This is a genomic window from Colwellia sp. RE-S-Sl-9 (assembly GCF_048296855.1).
Classification (GTDB): domain Bacteria; phylum Pseudomonadota; class Gammaproteobacteria; order Enterobacterales; family Alteromonadaceae; genus Pseudocolwellia.
Genome location: NZ_CP182631.1, coordinates 4,609,932 through 4,629,023, shown reverse-complemented (window position 1 = coordinate 4,629,023; position 19,092 = coordinate 4,609,932). Strand labels below are relative to the sequence as shown.

Sequence of the window (19,092 nt, the reverse complement as noted above, 5' to 3'; positions counted from 1 at the left end):
GTATTAAATAAGTTGGCGATAATAAAGAAACTCTATTACCGCCACATGAAAGAAACGTTAAGAGCTAATTATTCAGCTTCAACAAAACCGTCTTTTTCAGCTTGAACAACGATATTCTTCTCACGACCTTCTAATACTGCATTTGCAGCAGAATCTAAGTATAAAGTCACAGCACGAATCGCATCATCGTTACCAGGTACAATGTAATCAACACCGTCTGGATTAGAGTTTGTATCAACTACAGCGATTACTGGAATACCTAAGTTGTTAGCTTCTTTAATAGAAATATGCTCATGATCAGCATCGATGATGAATAAAACATCAGGTAAACCACCCATGTTTTTAATACCACCAAGGCTTTTTTCAAGCTTTTCCATTTCACGAGTACGCATTAAAGCTTCTTTTTTAGTAAGTGCTTCAAAAGTACCGTCAGAGCTTTGAGCTTCTAAATCTTTTAAACGTTTGATAGATTGACGAACTGTTTTCCAGTTAGTCAACATACCACCTAACCAGCGGTGGTTAACGTAAAATTGATCACATTTGATCGCAGCATCTTTGATTGCATCGCTTGCAGCACGTTTAGTACCAACAAATAAAACTTTACCTTTTTTAGATGAAACGTTGTTAATAAAAGCAAGAGCTTCATTAAACATAGGTACAGTTTGTTCTAAGTTGATGATATGAACTTTATCGCGAGCACCAAAAATGTAGTTTTTCATTTTTGGATTCCAGTAACGAGTTTTGTGACCGAAATGTACACCTGCTTTAAGCATATCGCGCATTGAAACGTTTGGCATGTTTTTTCCTTTGAGGGTTAAGCGTTCATACACCCAATATACAAGACTCTTTAATTGCTTATTCATTCAAAATGATTAAGCTGAGCACCCCAGTATATCTTTGTTAGATGTATGTGAGTTTATATTTAAAACTAACATTAAGTGTTAATTCAGTAATGCTTAATAAATCATGGTAAACACCATGCAAATTATTAGCGGCGCACTTTATACCATAACGGCGCACTTTTTACTAGGAATTAGAGCAAATAATCTTATTCAATAATCATTTTTTGATGAGCTTAAGAATATTCTATGCTAATGGATCATTGCGCGTTAAAATTAGCTCAAAATAACCAATCGAAAACAATTATGTCTGTACAATTATTTTATATTTACGATACACACTGCCCTTGGAGCTATGTAACACTTCCCTTGGTGAATGAAATTGTCGCTGCGCATCCTGAGTTTACGCTTAACTTATTACATTGTGCTCGTTATGAAGGTGATGAAAATATTTCAAAAAAAACTATTGAAACGATTGAAGATGATAGTTCAACCACATTTAGTAATGCTTACATAGCACAACTAAAGCAAGCTAAAGACTCAACTTTAACCGCTAACGTGATGTCTTGGGTTTCAAACAAAGTTCCGCAAGTAGGATTAGAAGTATTAAATGCTTTATTTAAAGCTCACTTTGAACAAGCAAACGAATTACGTTCATTTGATGATATTAGTGATATTGTCGCTGAATTTAAACTTTCACCACCGAACAAAGTGTTTACATTAGAAAAATTCACAAAAGATGCAGAAATATTATTAAGCAGTCTTGAAGAACTACAAGATATTATGGGTACAAAAGCTATACCCGCACTATTACTTGCAATTGATGAAAAGCTTATACTATTAAACCATAATCTATACCTAAAACACCCCAAAGCTATTGTAGAAGCCATAGAACTTGAGCTAAACAATTAGTTAAAGCAAAAAATCCAGATAGACATCATATAAGCAGTTAGGCAAAATAGTTAACCTAAAAGTTAGCATTAACTTTTAATCAGTATTTATATTTTTAAATAGTAATACACCATCAAAGAATTAATGAGGCATTAATGGGAATCAATATAAAAAGTCAGGAAGAAATAGAGAAAATGCGTATTGCAGGTCAACTAGCTGCAGATGTACTAGAAATGATAGAACCGCACGTAAAAGCGGGTATAACAACTGACGAATTGAATACTATTTGTGCTGAATATACCGATAAAGTACAAAATGCCATTTCTGCGCCTTTAAATTACCACGGATTTCCTAAATCAATTTGTACATCAGTAAACCACGTAGTATGTCATGGCATCCCTAATGACACGAAATTACAAGATGGCGATATTCTTAATATAGACATCACTGTAATTAAAGATGGGTTTCATGGCGATACCAGTAAAATGTTTCTTATTGGCAATGTAACACCAGAAGATAATCGCTTGTGCCGCATTACTCAAGAAGCCCTTTATGTTGGTCTTAAAAAAGTAAAACCTGGAGTAACTTTTGGTGAAATAGGTACAGCGATTCAAAAGTTTATTAAAAAATCAGGTCGCTATTCTATTGTTAAAGAATACTGCGGACATGGTATTGGCCAAGTTTTTCATGAAGAGCCTCAAATTGTTCATTATAAAAATAATGATAAAACAAAAATGGAAGAAGGCATGTGTTTTACTATCGAGCCTATGATCAACTTAGGTCGAGCAAATACCCTTTTAGATAAAGAAGACAACTGGACGGTTTATACTATTGACGGTAAAAAATCGGCACAATGGGAACACACTATTGTGGTCACCAAAACAGGTTGTGAAATTCTCACCTTAAGAAAGGAAGAAACTCTAGCTAAGGTTTTACACAACTAGCGTTCAATTTAATCATGTTTTCTAAGTTAATTAATTACTATAAGAAGAAAAAAGTGAATACTGAGTCTACTCTTCCTTGTCAATTTATTGAACCGTTAGCAATAAGTGCCCCTTTCATATCGAGTGCTGAAATCTGCCAACTAGGTAAAGCTTTTCATGAATGGCAAAGAGAAATATTTCCGGATGAAGACATCACCGCCATAGTGAATGCAAGAGCTGAATTTGTTGATAACATCCTGACAAAATTATGGTGTCAGCATGAACTTGATGAGTACCAAATTAGCCTATTAGCTGTTGGTGGGTATGGTAGAGCTGAATTACACCCATATTCTGATGTAGATATATTAATATTAACTCAAGAAAAAACAGATAAAGAGCTTGAAGATAAAATTTCAACTTTTATTACTCAATTATGGGATGTAAAACTTGATATTGGCCATAGCGTACGAAGTGTTAAAGAATGCTTAAAGCAAGCAGTAAATGACGTAACCATAGCAACTAACTTAATGGAAATGCGTCAAGTTTGTGGTAACGAAGCATTAACTGAACAATTACAACCCTTACTCAATCAAGACGTATTTTGGACCTCTAAGAAATTTTTTATTGCAAAGCGAGATGAGCAATACAATAGACATCAACAATATCATGGCGCTTCATATACACTTGAACCCAACCTAAAAGCTAATCCGGGTGGATTAAGAGATATTCAAACCATAGGTTGGGTAGCAAAACGTCACTTTGTTGCCGACTCACTAGAAGAGCTAGTAGAGCATAAATACCTCACTAGTAATGAATATTTCGAACTTGTAGAGTGTCAAGATTACTTATGGCGCATGCGTTGTGCCCTTCACTTTGTGGCTGGCAGAAGCGAAAACAGGTTGTTATTTGATCATCAAGCAAGTGTAGCCGAACTACTAGGTTTTGGTGATGGCGGAAAACTCGCTGTTGAAAGAATGATGAAACGCTTCTTCAGAATTATTGGCCGTGTTGCTGAATTAAACAAAATGTTACTCCAACATTTTGAATACGCCATTATCAACGATAAAAAATACAAAAAAGTAACACCGATTAATGATGACTTTATTATTGTTGACGGTCAAATTAAAGTTACTAACAAGCGTATTTTTACACGCTCAGTTAAAATTATGGAAATGTTCTTATTAATAGCAGAACATGATGAAATTACTGATTTACACCCTAATACACTTCGTTTAATGAGAAATGCTCGACGTCGTTTAGTATCGGGCATGATGGACTACGCAGGCTGTAGAAAAACTTTCATACAATTAATGAAACACCCAAAAGGTCTAGGTTTAGCCTTTACATTAATGCACAGACATTCAATATTAGCCGCTTATTTACCAGAATGGCGTAATATTGTAGGCCAAATGCAGTTTGATTTATTCCATGCCTACTCTGTTGATGAACATAGCTATCGTTTAATTAAAAACTTATATCGATTTAGTCAAAAAGAACATAATCATGAATTTCCACTATGTAGTAAAATAGTTCAACGAGTTCGCAAGCCTGAGCTGTTATATATCGCTGGTATATTCCACGATATAGCAAAAGGTCGAGGTGGTGATCATGCAAAACTAGGCGCTATAGACGCATTAGCATTTGCTAAATTACACCAATTAAGCGATCACGACGGGCGTTTAATTTCTTGGTTGGTTAAACATCATTTATTAATGTCAGTTACGGCACAGCGCAGAGATATATCAGATCCAAACGTTATTAAAGAGTTTGCCGATATTATTAGAGATGAAGCTCATCTAGATTACTTATATTGTTTAACAGTTGCCGATATGAGAGCAACTAATGAAAGCTTATGGAACAATTGGAAATCTAACTTATTAGAAGAGTTGTATTATAATACCAAGCGCGCCTTTTTAAGAGGTTTAGAAAAACCTGTTGATTTGCGTGCTAAAATCAGAGAAAACCAGCAACTAGCAACAGAATTACTATTAACTCAGAATGTAACCGAAGAACAAACAGCTAAGGTTTGGAAAGAATTTAAAGCTGATTATTTTTTACGTTATGCACCTGCGCAAATAGCATGGCACACTAAACATATACTTAAGCACGATAGAAAAAAACCATTAGTTATTATTAACCCTACTCCTTATAGGGGGGGAACAGAAGTTTTTGTTTACACTAAAGAACAATCCAATATCTTTTATAATATTGTGTCTCTTTTAGGCTCAAAACAATTATCGATTCATGATGCAAAAATAATCACGAGTAACAAAGGTTATACTGCAAATACCTTTGTTATACTTGATCATCAAGGTAAACCTATTGATGATATTAATAGAACCCGTGTAATTGAAGAAGCACTAACTAATGTATTGTCAGAATCTCAATGTTTAATAAAGCCTAAACCATTGGTAAAACGTTTCAAACAATTTAATATACCCACCCAGGTTAATTTCATTGAAACAAAAACTAAAAACACCACAATGTTAGAAATTATTGTGTTAGATACTCCTGGTTTACTAGCAAATATCGCTGATGTATTTCAACAATGTGAAGTGCAAATACATTCGGCCAAAATAACAACGTTTGGTGAAAAAGCAGAAGATGTTTTTACTTTATCAAACAAATACAAACAAGCACTTACTCTAGAAGAACAAGAAGCACTTACGCTTATGTTGTGCGACAAAACCTCTATACCAAATTCACCTTAAAAAAAACATTAGGAAATATAATGTCTGAATTACAAACTATCATTGAACAAGCATTTGAAAATCGTGCTGAAATCACCCCTTCAACAGTAACACCAGAAGTAAAAAAAGCCGTATTAGATGCTTTAGATGCTTTAAATAACGGTTCGGCTCGTGTTGCTGAAAAAATTGATGGTGAGTGGATCGTTCACCAATGGCTTAAAAAAGCAGTACTTTTATCTTTCCGTATTTGGGATAACGAAACGTTAGACGGCGCTGAAAGCAAATTTTACGACAAAGTACCAATGAAATACTCAGAATACGGTAACGCAGAATTTAAAGCCGATGGCGTTCGCGTAGTACCTGGCGCTTCAGTACGTACCGGTAGTTACATAGGTAAAAATGTTGTAGTAATGCCTTCATTCGTTAACATTGGTGCTTTCGTTGACGAAGGAACCATGGTTGATACATGGGCAACGGTTGGTTCATGTGCACAAATAGGTAAAAATGTTCATCTATCTGGCGGCGTTGGTATTGGTGGAGTATTAGAACCATTACAAGCCGGCCCTACAATTATTGAAGACGACTGTTTTATTGGTGCTCGTTCAGAAATAGTTGAAGGCGTAATAGTAGAAAAAGGTTCAGTTATTTCAATGGGCGTTTATATTGGCCAATCAACTAAAATTTTAGATCGTGAAACAGGCGAAGTAACTTATGGCCGTGTTCCTGCGGGTTCTGTGGTAGTTTCAGGTAACATGCCATCTAAATGTGGAACTTACAGCTTATACTGTGCAGTAATTGTTAAAAAAGTTGATGCTAAAACATTAGGTAAAACAGGTTTAAATGATTTATTACGTTCTATCGATTAATTGAATAGTAACGTAAAATCAATAAAGCAGCGGTATAAGCGCTGCTTTTTTATTTCTTATTTAGGGCAGTATTATTATATCCGTCATTTTTTTGACCCCAAACAGTTAACAGCACATTAACACTTTATTAAACACCAACAACCTCTCATATTTTCCTTTAAATTCAATCCATTAAAAACATGGCACAGCACTTGATATACCTAATCATAAGATTAAGTAGATTTTAATTTAGGTTGTTGTCATGAAAATAAAAAATGTTGTTATTGCAGTTATTCTAGGTTTATTAATTACCGCGTGTAATTCAACACCTAAAGAAATGAAGTTTGTAAAAAAAGCCGCGGTATCTGACCATTACTTACTGATGTCATTAATCAATAGACCCATAACAGCAGATCAACAAATGATGTTAGCTTTTGCCCAACAGCGAGAAACTCATTACAGTAATATGTTTGTTAACGCAGTAAGTATTAAAGGACCTAAATTTATAGATAACTCAGAACCTCAAAACATTTACAGCGCACTTATCGATAATGATAATAATGCGGTTTCCATACAAGGTCCTAGTCTTCTAAAATCAAACGAAATATAAATAAGCCTACTTCAGGCTTATCTGGACTACCTTAAGGCTTAACAGCCAGCAACACCTACTCCCAATTTAATCTCAATCGGTTAATTCAGCTACATTAAGCGATAGTTGCTCAAATACACCTTTCCATTGCTCATCAAAGTCAGCCTGTATTTCTATAGGCTCTTGCGTTATAGGATGAGTAAAATTAAGCTTTTTAGCATGCAACATTAAACGCTTAAAACCAAAATACTCATTAAAAAATGGATTCTGTTTATTGTCGCCATAATTTATATCGCCAATAATAGGATGGCGTAAATGTGCTAAATGACGCCTTATTTGGTGTCTTCTCCCTGTTACAGGTTTTAACTTAACAACGGAATATCTTACTGAATCGTATTTACCTACGGTTTCATTTAAAGTTGCTGTACCTAACGATTCAAAATACGTTTGTGCTTCTTGCGCCTCCTTATTAGGATCTACATACTTATCACCAATTTTATCAAGCTTTTCTTTTAAAGGATAATCAACTAATCCTTCACCCAATAAATGTCCACGAGTTAACGCATAATAGGTTTTTTGAATAGTTTTATTGGTAAATGCTTGCCCCATTAAACGAGCAACCTCTTCGCTCAAGCCAAAAAGTAAAACTCCTGATGTTGGTCTATCTAATCGATGTAGAGGATAAACGTATTGCCCTATTTGATCTCTAACCAACTGCAAAGCAAAATAAATTTCGTCTTTATTCATATAACTACGATGTACAAAAAGCCCAGAAGGCTTATCTACCGCAACTAAAAACTCATCTTGGTAAAGGATTTTTAATACAGGTTTTTCAAGATCTTCTTCGTGATTTTCTAATAATTCAGTCATTCTTATTTATCACAACTCAAAAGCTATTTAATAAAGATATATACCCGTTACCAATCAAGATGCTAAGGGAATTTTATCAGGTAGATAATAAAACTTAGCGACTAAAGGCATCTAAATTTGTACGTCTAAAGTTTTTATCGTGGAGTTCACTTTCTATTATCTCTATAATGCGCTTATTATTCGATACATATTTTAACTATGACTACTATTTCTTCCATTTCAGAATTACTCGCTTTATCCGGTTCTCAATTTAGAGTTTACGATGTAGGCAGAAAAATAGATAAAATATCTAAAGATACCTTTAATAAAATAGAGTTAAATCAGCTACCTTATCCCTATCCTACACAATCACATGCTTGTTTAGCGGTAGTTTTTTGGCAAAAAGAATCAACACAACCTTTTTTATGGTTTATAAAGTTACCACTTGATGAAAGAGGTTTATTAAATCAAGGAGCCAGAAACCATTACATCGCTATTATTATTGAAGCTTTAGGTAATAACATTACTGATACACCATCAGAAAAGCAGGAAGAGTTACTCAAAAACAACCCGTATCACTTTACACCAGCTCAATATAAATTAGCTGCGTTAAATAGCATAATCAATACTAAATTAAAGCGAGAAATGAGTGAACACTACCCATTATTTACTCAATATATATCGGGTGATTTAGGCTGGGATAATTGGCAGAATATAGGTGTGCAAGGTATCAACGACTTTGCAGCCAAAATTAATGAAACGAATAATGCTGACAAACTTGCTCAAGCTATTGAGTTTTTACCTGAAGCTGTTTTAACCCCTTTATGTATTGCTCTAGAGAACCAAAAACTACCATTAGTTGTAATACAAGCCATTTTAAATCAACTACAACAAACTCATACAAGTGAAAACACACAACATAATTTACTAAGAAGTTTAGCCAGCTCAAGTAAACACCCATTAGTTATTCAATATTTAACTGCGCAGTTAGAAGAAGCAAAAATACTATCAACAAACAACATTATCTTATTTTCAGGTCGTTTATGGGATGTTTTAGAAGATACAAACACCCTATTAAATTTATTAGAAGCTATCGCTAAAAAAGATGATTTACCATTATTTGTAGAAATATTTAAAGATCTTATTGCTATTCCCTCTATACGCCCCCAAATATTTGAAGTAATGAGAGCACCACAAAGAAGTGAAGCGTTGTCACTCGCTATCGGCCATATTTTTCAAACTACAAATAAAAGGTAACAATATTGGAAAACATATATTACTTACTGATTGTCTGCCTTATTTTTTGGTATTTTATTTATTTACGAAAAATATCAGAATACGCTCGTAGTCATATAAATACCTACTGCAATACCGAAAATTTACAATTCATATCACTTGCAAGAAAATCAAGCCGAATAAGCTTTGATAAAAGACATGGCCCACATTGGGTAAGTGTTTTTGAATTTGAGTTTAGTGGTGATGGCGAATCGTCATACCTAGGTGAAATGCAACTTAGAGGCTACAAAGTTGATGGCGTTAATATGCCCCCTTACAAAATTCATTAATACCCAAATTTCAGACAAAAAAAATGCGATTCATATGAATCGCATTCTTACTAGCTTTTTCATTGCGTCCTGCAATTAGTGGTCCCGCATCATCCTTAATAACTATCCTTAGTAATCCTTAAACGAATCTTTCGCTGTCCTTCAAGCCTTTCCATGGCAGTAACTACTCTTTAGTTACTCACAAATAAGTTTATAGCATATTCCTAATGCTCACATCCGTATTTACCTTACTTCCCTTTGCATCCTGCAATTAGTGGTCCTGTATCATCCTTAATAACTATCCTTAGTAATCCTTAAACGAATCTTTCGTTGTCCTTCAAACCTTTCCATGGCAGCAACTACCCTTTAGTTACTTAAATATTAAATTTTTAGCATCTTCCTAATGCTTACATCCATGTTTTACTGCATATCGACATATCCATATAAAAATCCTTTTACATTAGATCCGTCTATCTACTTTATTAAGCTTCCATTGCAGTAAGTCCTACTACTTATCAATCTTCCTGACTGAGTGTCTCCTGACATAGGTAATGATACGCTCATCAATTACTTTTCGAAGATACCCTTTTAAAAAAACTTCAGTAGCATTTACTTTTTAAAAAAACAAATCAAATATAAACTAACAAAATCATAAAGATAATAAAAACCACAAATAAATCCCCCTAAGAAAAAAGCTTTATGTCCTACGCCAATGTAAGACATGTCTCACATTATTTAATGTATAATCACCATAACTTTCTTTTTACTTGTGTAGCTTTTTTAGACGCGCGAGAAGAAATTCAACCTATAAGAAAATTTAACAAAATATTTACTAATACTTCTTAAAATTAATCCACCTAATATTTCAACGTTCTTTTCTAGCCTCATGAATTAGTAAAATATAATAACCGTATTGTATATATTGTTTTTCATATATATAATTATTCGTATATTTTATTTTTATTGATTACCATGAAAAAAATAAGTAAACAAAAAGTCCTTTTTCTATGTACTGGAAACTCGGCTAGGTCTCAAATGGCGGAAGCTATATTAAGACATAAAGCGGGTGATAAGTATGATGTTTATAGCGCTGGTACTCAGCCTGATATAGTTGATCCTCGTACAATTAATGCACTGGAGAAGTTTGGTTTAGATACTAATAATTTAGTTTCTAAAAATATGAGTGTCTTTGAAGGTCAAGCTTTTGATTATGTTATTACTTTATGCGACAAAGCTAATAATGAATGTCGCAGCTACCCCAATGCAGTTAAGCAATTAGCATGGGATTTTCCCGATCCAAAAGAGCGCTTTGGCAGTAACCCTTTCTCTACTACATTAAATGAGCTTAATAACCGCTTATCTATGTTTCTTTTGGTTGAAGAAAAAAACATCAGTATTAGTAGTGGTGCTACCGAAGCATTAGTTCACACAGAAAATGATCAACTTAATGGCTTTGAACCCCTCTCTTTTTATAAAAGCCTAACCGATGAAATTAGGCTGAAAACATTAATGTTAACTCATTACCACGGTGAGCTTTGTGTTTGCGAACTAATGCAAGCGATGGATGAAGATAGCCAACCTAAAATGTCACGTAACCTTGCTGTTTTAAAGAAAGCTAAGGTAATAACCGACAGAAAACATGGTCAATGGGTGTTTTATCGTATTACCCCTGAACTTCCGCTATGGGCTAAGTCAGTTATTGCACAAACTACAGAAAATAATATTCCCATGATCAGTAACGAGCTTGAGCGTTTAGCTAGCATGCAAAATAGACCTGCTCGAGCAAGTTTCTGTAAATAAGTTTTCTATAAATAATGAATAAAGGATTTAATGATGGGAATTTTTGAACGTTATTTATCGGTATGGGTTGGCTTAAGCATTGTGCTTGGGGTGGTTTTAGGTTTATGGCAACCTGATGCATTTCAAATAATTGCCGGTTTTGAAATTGCACATGTAAATATTGTCGTCGCTGTTTTTATTTGGGTGATGATTTATCCCATGATGGTACAAATTGACTTTTCAGCGATAAAAAATGTGGGTAAAAACCCTAAAGGGCTTGTGTTAACTATCGTTATAAACTGGTTGATCAAGCCTTTTACTATGGCCGGTTTAGGTTGGTTGTTCTTTAATTTCTTTTTTGCTGATTTAGTTGATCCTGCTTCAGCTCAAGAATATATCGCAGGGATGATTTTATTAGGGGTTGCCCCATGTACGGCTATGGTGTTTGTATGGTCACAGTTAACTAAAGGTGATCCGAACTATACCTTAATTCAAGTATCAGTAAATGACGTGATTATGATTTTTGCTTTTGCACCTATCTCTGCATTATTGCTTGGCGTGAGCGATATTCAAGTACCTTGGGAAACCTTACTAATCTCTGTTGTACTTTATGTTTTGCTGCCTTTAATTGCGGGCGTTTTGACTCGAAAAGTATTGAATAATGGCCACGGTGAAAAGTCATTACATCAGCTTTTATCAAGATTAAAACCTTGGTCAGTTATCGGTTTGTTAGCAACAGTAGTTCTGTTATTTGGTTTTCAGGCAAATACTATTATTTCTGAACCTGAAACCATTGGCTTAATTGCTATTCCATTAATGCTTCAAACATACGGTATTTTTATTATTGCCTATGTGGCAGCTAAATGGATGAAACTACCCCATAACATTGCGGCACCAGCATGTTTAATAGGTACATCTAATTTTTTTGAACTAGCTGTTGCAGTTGCTATATCACTTTTCGGCTTACATTCAGGAGCTGCACTTGCCACTGTAGTCGGTGTGCTTGTTGAAGTGCCTGTTATGCTTTCTTTAGTTTATTTTATTAATCGAACGCAACATTGGTTTAAGTAAAGCATAACCATATAAACTCATTTTTAGGAAATATTATGCCAACACATCCATTTGATATTTTAGCCCTTGAAAACGGTGCTCAACTTATATTTACCCCTTGCCCTGGTACGAAAGAAGTTAATTTATCTCAATCTATTTCAACACTTAAACAGGCAGGCACAAGCATGCTTATTACCTTGATGTTTAATGATGAAATGGAAGAGAACAATGCACTCACCTTACCAACAGAATGTAAAAAACAAGACATTGCATGGGTTCAACTCCCTATTTTAGATGATGCCGCTCCAAGCCAAGCCTTTGAATCTGAATGGGCAGCCACAAAGGCAAACATATTAGAAGTGATAAATAACAAAGGCACCATTGCAGTCCACTGTAAAGGTGGCTCTGGGAGAACAGGTTTAGTGATTGGACTGATTTTATTAGCGATTGGATGGCCTAGTGAAAAGGTTATTGAAGAAGTTCAAAAAATACGACCTAAAGCTCTAAAAAATCCAGCTCAACTCGATTACTTTAATTCATATTTATAAATTTAAACAACATATTTAGGACACACTTATGACGATTAAAATTGGCATTAATGGCTTTGGCCGTATGGGGCGTTTATCAATGCGCGCAGCATTCGATTGGGATGATATTGAGATAGTTCACATTAATGATCCTGCAGGCAATGCTGAAACACTTGCACACTTAATGATGTTTGATTCAGTCCATGGCCGTTGGCACCATGAAGTGACTCATGAAAATGATTCAATCGTTATTAATGGTAAAGCAATACCGTGTACACACAACAAAGCGACTCAAGATACTGATTGGTCTGGTTGTGATGTAGTTATTGAAGCGTCAGGAAAAATTAAAACTAAAGCATTGTTACAGGCTTACTTAGACCAAGGTGTTAAGCGTGTGGTGGTTACCGCTCCTGTAAAAGAAGAAGGTGTATTGAACATTGTTATGGGAGTTAATGAGAACCTTTACAATAAAGCTATTCATCCAATTGTTACTGCAGCTTCATGCACCACAAATTGTTTAGCACCAGTAGTTAAGGTTATTCATGAAAAAATAGGCATTAAACATGGTTCAATGACCACCATTCATAACATCACCAATACTCAAACGATCATTGATGCACCACATAAAGATTTGCGTAGAGCACGTTCTTGTGGCATCAGTTTAATACCAACAACAACAGGATCGGCTACTGCAATTACGCATATCTTCCCTGAACTTAAAGGGAAATTAAATGGTCATGCAATACGAGTTCCTTTAACTAATGCTTCAATTACTGACTGTGTTTTTGAGGTTGAACGTGACACAAGCGTTGAAGAAGTAAATAAATTACTTAAACAAGCAGCCCAAGGTGAATTAAAAAACATTATGGGATATGAGGAACGTCCACTTGTGTCGATTGATTATAAAACGGATCCACGTTCAAGCATCATTGATGCATTATCAACAATGGTCGTAAATGATACGCAAGTAAAACTTTATGTTTGGTATGACAATGAATGGGGTTATGCCAATAGAACCGCAGAATTAGCACGTATGGTTGGCTTGGCAGATAAAGGTTAATTCTTATGGGGCTTTTATCACTCAAAACGTTACCTCCAGCGATTAAACAATACTTGGTGATAACAGGCAATTATTGGGCTTTTACCTTAACAGATGGTGCGCTACGTATGCTGGTAGTGCTGTATTTTCATCAATTAGGATACAGCCCTTTAAATATTGCCATGCTGTTTTTGTTTTATGAAATATTTGGTGTAATTACCAACCTTGTTGGTGGTTGGTTAGGTGCAAAACTTGGCTTAAATAAAACCATGAATATTGGTTTGGCCATGCAGATAGTCGCTCTTGGTATGTTAGCTGTGCCTGCTGAAATGTTAACGGTTATTTATGTGATGATCGCACAGGCGTTATCGGGTATTGCCAAAGATTTAAATAAAATGAGTGCCAAAAGCTCTATAAAATTACTCGTGCCCGAAGGAGCTGAAAGTAAGCTCTATCAGTGGGTTGCTATACTTACGGGTTCTAAAAATGCACTAAAAGGAGTAGGGTTCTTTTTAGGTGGATTGCTATTAACCTTACTAGAGTTTAAAGGGGCAATCATCTTAATGGCTGCACTGTTAGCCATTGTATGGGTATTTAGTTTAATCACTTTAAAAGAAGATTTAGGGAAAGCGAAAAACAAACCTAAATTTAAAGATATTTTCTCAAAAAGTTCATCAATCAACCTACTTTCTGCGGCACGAATGTTTTTATTTGGCGCAAGGGATGTTTGGTTTGTGGTGGCATTACCTGTGTTTTTAGCTGTAACCTTTAATTGGGATCATTGGTGGGTTGGTGGATTTATGGCGAGCTGGGTTATTGGCTATGGCATAGTACAATCCTTTGCGCCTTATTTTACCGGTAAAAATCAGGGAAAAGTACCAACAGGTAAATCTGCATTTTTGTGGGCAAGCTACCTAACCGTAATACCTGCGACGATAGCCTTAGCGTTACACTTTAATTTTCACATTCAAGCTTCAATCATTATAGGATTGTTAATATTTGGTGCTGTTTTTGCTATTAACTCTTCATTGCATAGCTACCTAATTGTAAGTTATGCAGGTAATGATGGTGTGTCCCTTGACGTTGGTTTCTACTATATGGCTAATGCTATGGGGAGATTGATTGGTACTGTGCTTTCAGGTTGGGTATATCAAAATTACGGGCTAGAAGCCTGCTTATGGATATCAAGTTTATTTGTGGCGATAGCATCTTTATTATCATTAAAGTTGAAGAAGTGAACCTCTTATAAAGTTAATGTATTAAAGCTCATAGTCAACGTTAAAATTTGAACATTAATGTCAGCTATGAGCTTAAATCATCTCCACAAGTGGCAGAAAATATTGGATAATATTCCCTAAATATGCTCATGGTTTCACAAAAGCTAACCTCAGCTAATGTCTAATAAGCGACCATTCACTACATAGCTTAGGAGTTTTTAAATTTTCTTATTTTTGTAACATTTTTTATAGTTTTTCACGACTTTTGACATAAATATTTCAATTGATTTAGCTCAATATAGCTACAACCAAGAAAATCCTGAACAAGAACTCTCATTATTAATGAAGATCCATATAAAACCTACTGATAAACAATTAATGATAAGAATGAACAAAATTGAACCACTATAATGTTAATAGCAAAACAGCGATAAAAAATGATACATTAATGATTTAAATTAATACCTTAAACATAGCATGCGTTAATACATAAATAACCAACAGCTAAAAAATCAAACTATTTTTCAATCAATACTTGCATAAAAAACAGTTACTGTATAAATTAACAGTTAATCATTTTTAACTATTGATTCGTACTATGTTACTACACTTAAATATACAAAATTTCGCCATTGTAAAATCGTTAGATATTGACTGGCAAAATGGAATGACAACCATTACAGGTGAAACAGGAGCTGGTAAGTCTATTGCTATTGATGCTCTTGGTTTATGTTTAGGAGAAAGAGCTACAACCAACGTAGTAAGGCCTGAAACACCTAAAGCAGAACTAGCCGCTACGTTTGATATTTCAAAAAACAAACAAGCACTTAAATGGTTAAGTCAGCACGATTTAATCAACGAAGAAGGCGAATGTATACTGCGTAGAGTAGTATCAGCAGAAGGTCGTTCTAAAGCCTATATTAATGGTAGTCAGGTTCCTCTTACTCAATTAAAAGAAATTGGCCGCTTACTTATCAATATACATGGTCAACAAGATCACCAATTAATCATGAAAAGTACCGAACAACGCAAAATGTTAGACGGCTACGCAAATCACAGCCATTTACTCAACGATGTTCAATACTATTTTCATCACTACAAAAAGCTCAGTAACGAATTGGAGGTATTAAATGAAACTAAATTACAGAGAGATGCCAAACAACTTTTATTACAATATCAAGTAACAGAGCTAGATGAGTTTTCACTGCAAGATGGTGAGTTTGAATCCCTCGAAATTGAATACAAACGCCATAGTAACGCACAAGATATTTTGAACGATACCCTATACTCAATACAAACCCTATCTGAAGACGATAATTTTAATATTGTTGATTCACTCAGAAAAACAAGCGATAGCTTAAATAGCTTATCTAAATTAGATAACAAACTGTCAAACATCGCCAATACAATTAACGAAGCACTTGTTCAAATTGAAGATGCCAATAGTGAATTAAAACACTACTACGATAATTTAGAGCTTGATCCCCAAACTTACGCAATGATTGAAGAAAGATATTCTCAAACAATTCTACTTGCTAAAAAGCATCACATAGCACCTGAAAATCTTGCTAAGTTTCATGCTGAACTTTCTCTAGAATTAAAAAACATAAGTTCAGATGAAAATAGATTAATAGAAATAGCCCACGAAATAGAAAAAACTAAAATAAACTATTTTGAAGCATCTAATGCGCTCACAAAATCACGAATAAAATCAGCCCAAAAATTAAGTAAATTAATAACAGCTAACATTCAAGAACTTAACATGCCTCATGGTCAATTCAAGGCAAATATTCAACCTTCTGAAAATGAAAAACTATCCATTACAGGTAGCGACGACGTGTCTTTCTTAGTTAGCATCAACCCTGGGCAACCTCTTGAAGCTATGGACAAAGTAGCCTCAGGCGGAGAACTTTCAAGGATCAGTTTAGCCATGCAAGTTATTTTAGCTGAAAAAATTGTAACCCCTACCCTCATTTTTGATGAAGTAGACGTAGGCATAAGTGGCCCAACAGCATCTATGGTAGGTTCAAAATTACAAACGCTGGCTAAAAACACCCAAGTTATTTGTGTAACTCATTTACCTCAAGTAGCAAGTAAAGGCCATCAACAGCTGTTTGTTGCAAAGTTAACCGATGGAGCTAGAACAGAAACAACCGTAACTGAACTTTCTGAAAATGGTCGAGTCCAAGAAATTGCGCGTTTACTCGCTGGTAATAAAATAACAGATACCAGCTTAGCAAATGCCCAAGAACTACTTGCCAGTTAAGGTTAAAAAACAAGCTGAGTAAGTATAAAAGTTAGATAAAATCAAAATAGCTTTGTATATAAAGCTTAGCTTAGTTATTATCTGCACTTACCTCTAAATAGGAAGAATTTAATACATGTTGTTTCGCGTTTTAACCCTTATTTTATGTTTATCAATTAGTGCTTGTTCGAGTTGGGTTTATAGATTAGATATGCCACAAGGTAATTATCTAGTACAAAAAGACATCGACAAACTTCAATTAAATATGACGAAAGAACAAGTTAAGTTCGTTTTAGGTAGTCCTGTAATTGTTGACTCGTTTCACGACGACACATGGCACTATGTTTACCGTTTAAAATCAGGTAAAGGTGAAAAACATAACGTTAAAAAACAATTCACCGTAGTGTTTGAAAATGGTCATCTAGTTTCAGCTTCAGGCGATTTCGAACTACCTGAATCATATAACACTCCAATAGAAAACTAAGTAACTAACGCCATCCCAATTATTCTAATAAAATAGGGGTTAAGGCAATAAAAAAGGCTGAATATCAGCCTTTTTTAATACAATTTTTTTACTCATTTATATTACAATGGCTTAACTCTACCGCCTGTAATTTTATTCGCTCGACCTTCTTCTTTAGCTTTTTCAGCTCGGCGCTTTCTTACCTCTTTAGGATCAGCAATTAAAGGTCTGTAAATTTCAATTCTATCTAAATCAACCAGCTTATCCGTTAATTTAGCCGCTCTGTTCCATATACCAACATTATTAACCGCTAAATCAATTTCCGGATAAATAGCCATAATACCTGAAGATTTAATCGCTTCTTCAATAGTTGTTTCGGCATCTACAATCGTTTCAACAATCTTTTGACTAGTAGGTGTACCGTACACAACTTCAATAGTAATTTTATTATCTAACGTGCTATTAGCTTCCATTTTATCCATAAACCTCATTTGCTCTGCTTGTAAAAGACTTAACCATATTATTAGCTAACTGATTAAAAACCTTACCAAAAGCCAAATCAAAAATCTTACTTGAAAACTCATATTCTAAAGCAAGCTCAATTTTACACGCTTCTTCCGACAATGGTGTTAATACCCAACCACCTGTAAGTTTTTTAAATGGCCCATCAACTAATTCCATCACAACTTCTGAGTTATTCAATAGCGTATTCTTAGTAGTAAACCACTTTTTAATTCCACCTTTTGAAACAAGCAACGACGCCGTCATTGAGGTTTCATCTTGAGAAATAATTTTACTATCGCTACAGTCAGGTAAAAACTGCGGATACAAAACAATATCATTAATGAGCTTGTACATCTCTTCAACACTGTGCATTACTAAGGCACTACGACTTATAGTTGGCATTTACCCTCCAATTCTCAAGGGCGATATCATAACAAAACTCGACAAAAAACGCATTAATATGAAAAATGATAAATAAGCCGTTTAAATACTATAGATTCCCCGTATAATGGCGCCGCTTGCTATCTATTTTGGCAAAAAGAATGGAACTAACATGGCAAAAAAAAAGAAACCAAATAACAATACTATTGCACAAAACAAAAAAGCTCGTCATAACTACACTTTAAGCGACAAGTTTGAAGCAGGAATTAGCTTGCAGGGTTGGGAAATAAAATCAATCCGAAGTGGTAAAGTAAACATATCAGACTGTTACGTACATATTAAAAATGGCGAAGCCTATTTGCTTGGTGCTGAAATAATGCCCCTCAATGCCGCATCTAGCCACGTAGTATGTGATCCAAACCGTGACCGAAAATTACTACTAAACCGCAGAGAGCTAGAACAAGTTACCGCTTACGTAGAACGCGATGGCTACTCACTTATAGCTACAGCAATGTACTGGAAAGCCTGCTGGGTTAAATTAGAATTTTTCCTAGGTAAAGGTAAAAAAGATCACGACAAACGTGCCGATATTAAAGACAGAGAATGGGCTGTTGATAAAAGCCGTTTAATGAAAAACAAAAATTTAGAGCGCTAACTGGTTAAAAAATACCACGTTGTTTAAATAAAGAAAGCGCTGTACAATGCACGTTGTAGAAC

19 protein-coding genes are annotated in these 19,092 nt (G+C 34.7%); 15 read left to right on the top strand and 4 right to left on the bottom strand.

Annotated features, from left to right (window positions below; translation table 11 throughout):
* Positions 1-68: 68 nt before the first annotated feature.
* The gene (gene rpsB, locus ACM9HF_RS20220; RefSeq protein ID WP_473613339.1) at positions 69-797 is read right to left on the bottom strand and encodes a 30S ribosomal protein S2; all 729 of its coding nucleotides are present in this window, start codon (positions 795-797) and stop codon (positions 69-71) included.
* Positions 798-1,145: 348 nt separating this feature from the next.
* Between rpsB and ACM9HF_RS20215 the strand changes: the two genes are divergently transcribed.
* The 5 genes from ACM9HF_RS20215 (at position 1,146) to ACM9HF_RS20195 (ending at position 6,798) form a co-directional block, all read left to right on the top strand.
* Positions 1,146-1,751 carry a hypothetical protein gene (locus ACM9HF_RS20215; protein WP_473613338.1) on the top strand — a complete coding sequence of 202 codons (606 nt, stop codon included), beginning with the start codon at positions 1,146-1,148 and terminating at the stop codon, positions 1,749-1,751.
* Between the two features lie 134 nt (positions 1,752-1,885).
* A complete protein-coding gene (gene map, locus ACM9HF_RS20210; RefSeq protein ID WP_473613337.1) occupies positions 1,886-2,674 on the top strand; it encodes a type I methionyl aminopeptidase in 789 nt (262 codons plus the stop codon).
* Positions 2,675-2,727: 53 nt separating this feature from the next.
* Positions 2,728-5,364 (top strand): [protein-PII] uridylyltransferase, encoded by a 2,637-nt coding sequence (gene glnD, locus ACM9HF_RS20205; protein ID WP_473613336.1) that lies wholly within the window; start codon positions 2,728-2,730, stop codon positions 5,362-5,364.
* A 20-nt stretch (positions 5,365-5,384) separates the two neighbouring features.
* Positions 5,385-6,209: a 2,3,4,5-tetrahydropyridine-2,6-dicarboxylate N-succinyltransferase gene (dapD, locus tag ACM9HF_RS20200; RefSeq protein ID WP_473613335.1), complete on the top strand. Its 825-nt coding sequence runs from the start codon at positions 5,385-5,387 to the stop codon at positions 6,207-6,209.
* A gap of 241 nt (positions 6,210-6,450) precedes the next feature.
* On the top strand, positions 6,451-6,798 hold the full coding sequence (locus ACM9HF_RS20195; RefSeq protein ID WP_473613334.1) for a hypothetical protein: 348 nt from the start codon (positions 6,451-6,453) through the stop codon (positions 6,796-6,798).
* Positions 6,799-6,870: 72 nt separating this feature from the next.
* Here the strand turns inward: ACM9HF_RS20195 and truC are convergent, their stop codons facing one another.
* The gene (gene truC / locus ACM9HF_RS20190) at positions 6,871-7,647 is read right to left on the bottom strand and encodes a tRNA pseudouridine(65) synthase TruC (RefSeq protein WP_473613333.1); all 777 of its coding nucleotides are present in this window, start codon (positions 7,645-7,647) and stop codon (positions 6,871-6,873) included.
* Between the two features lie 198 nt (positions 7,648-7,845).
* On the opposite strand from truC, the gene ACM9HF_RS20185 reads away from it, so the two are divergent.
* From ACM9HF_RS20185 to ACM9HF_RS20145, 9 genes are all read left to right on the top strand, one after another.
* Complete coding sequence (locus tag ACM9HF_RS20185; protein WP_473613332.1) at positions 7,846-8,883, top strand: DUF3549 family protein; 1,038 nt, start codon at positions 7,846-7,848, stop codon at positions 8,881-8,883.
* A gap of 5 nt (positions 8,884-8,888) precedes the next feature.
* Positions 8,889-9,191, top strand: a complete 303-nt coding sequence (locus ACM9HF_RS20180; RefSeq protein ID WP_473613331.1) for a DUF3301 domain-containing protein — start codon at positions 8,889-8,891, stop codon at positions 9,189-9,191.
* Between the two features lie 1,014 nt (positions 9,192-10,205).
* Positions 10,206-10,970 carry a metalloregulator ArsR/SmtB family transcription factor gene (locus ACM9HF_RS20175; protein WP_473613330.1) on the top strand — a complete coding sequence of 255 codons (765 nt, stop codon included), beginning with the start codon at positions 10,206-10,208 and terminating at the stop codon, positions 10,968-10,970.
* 33 nt (positions 10,971-11,003) lie between these two features.
* Complete coding sequence (arsB, locus tag ACM9HF_RS20170) at positions 11,004-12,020, top strand: ACR3 family arsenite efflux transporter (protein WP_473618340.1); 1,017 nt, start codon at positions 11,004-11,006, stop codon at positions 12,018-12,020.
* A gap of 35 nt (positions 12,021-12,055) precedes the next feature.
* Positions 12,056-12,547, top strand: a complete 492-nt coding sequence (locus ACM9HF_RS20165) for a phosphatase domain-containing protein (RefSeq protein WP_473613329.1) — start codon at positions 12,056-12,058, stop codon at positions 12,545-12,547.
* A 28-nt stretch (positions 12,548-12,575) separates the two neighbouring features.
* Positions 12,576-13,586: an ArsJ-associated glyceraldehyde-3-phosphate dehydrogenase gene (locus ACM9HF_RS20160; RefSeq protein ID WP_473613328.1), complete on the top strand. Its 1,011-nt coding sequence runs from the start codon at positions 12,576-12,578 to the stop codon at positions 13,584-13,586.
* A gap of 5 nt (positions 13,587-13,591) precedes the next feature.
* On the top strand, positions 13,592-14,803 hold the full coding sequence (arsJ, locus tag ACM9HF_RS20155; RefSeq protein WP_473613327.1) for an organoarsenical effux MFS transporter ArsJ: 1,212 nt from the start codon (positions 13,592-13,594) through the stop codon (positions 14,801-14,803).
* 577 nt (positions 14,804-15,380) lie between these two features.
* Positions 15,381-17,048, top strand: a complete 1,668-nt coding sequence (recN, locus tag ACM9HF_RS20150; RefSeq protein ID WP_473613326.1) for a DNA repair protein RecN — start codon at positions 15,381-15,383, stop codon at positions 17,046-17,048.
* 115 nt (positions 17,049-17,163) lie between these two features.
* Positions 17,164-17,511, top strand: a complete 348-nt coding sequence (locus tag ACM9HF_RS20145; protein ID WP_473613325.1) for an outer membrane protein assembly factor BamE — start codon at positions 17,164-17,166, stop codon at positions 17,509-17,511.
* Between the two features lie 101 nt (positions 17,512-17,612).
* Here the strand turns inward: ACM9HF_RS20145 and ACM9HF_RS20140 are convergent, their stop codons facing one another.
* Together ACM9HF_RS20140 and ACM9HF_RS20135 are read right to left on the bottom strand one after the other, a co-directional pair.
* Complete coding sequence (locus tag ACM9HF_RS20140; protein WP_473613324.1) at positions 17,613-17,972, bottom strand: RnfH family protein; 360 nt, start codon at positions 17,970-17,972, stop codon at positions 17,613-17,615.
* The gene (locus ACM9HF_RS20135) at positions 17,965-18,396 is read right to left on the bottom strand and encodes an SRPBCC family protein (RefSeq protein ID WP_473613323.1); all 432 of its coding nucleotides are present in this window, start codon (positions 18,394-18,396) and stop codon (positions 17,965-17,967) included. The genes ACM9HF_RS20140 and ACM9HF_RS20135 overlap by 8 nt, the downstream gene beginning before the upstream one ends.
* A gap of 151 nt (positions 18,397-18,547) precedes the next feature.
* On the opposite strand from ACM9HF_RS20135, the gene smpB reads away from it, so the two are divergent.
* Complete coding sequence (gene smpB, locus ACM9HF_RS20130; RefSeq protein WP_473613322.1) at positions 18,548-19,030, top strand: SsrA-binding protein SmpB; 483 nt, start codon at positions 18,548-18,550, stop codon at positions 19,028-19,030.
* Positions 19,031-19,092: the final 62 nt, after the last annotated feature.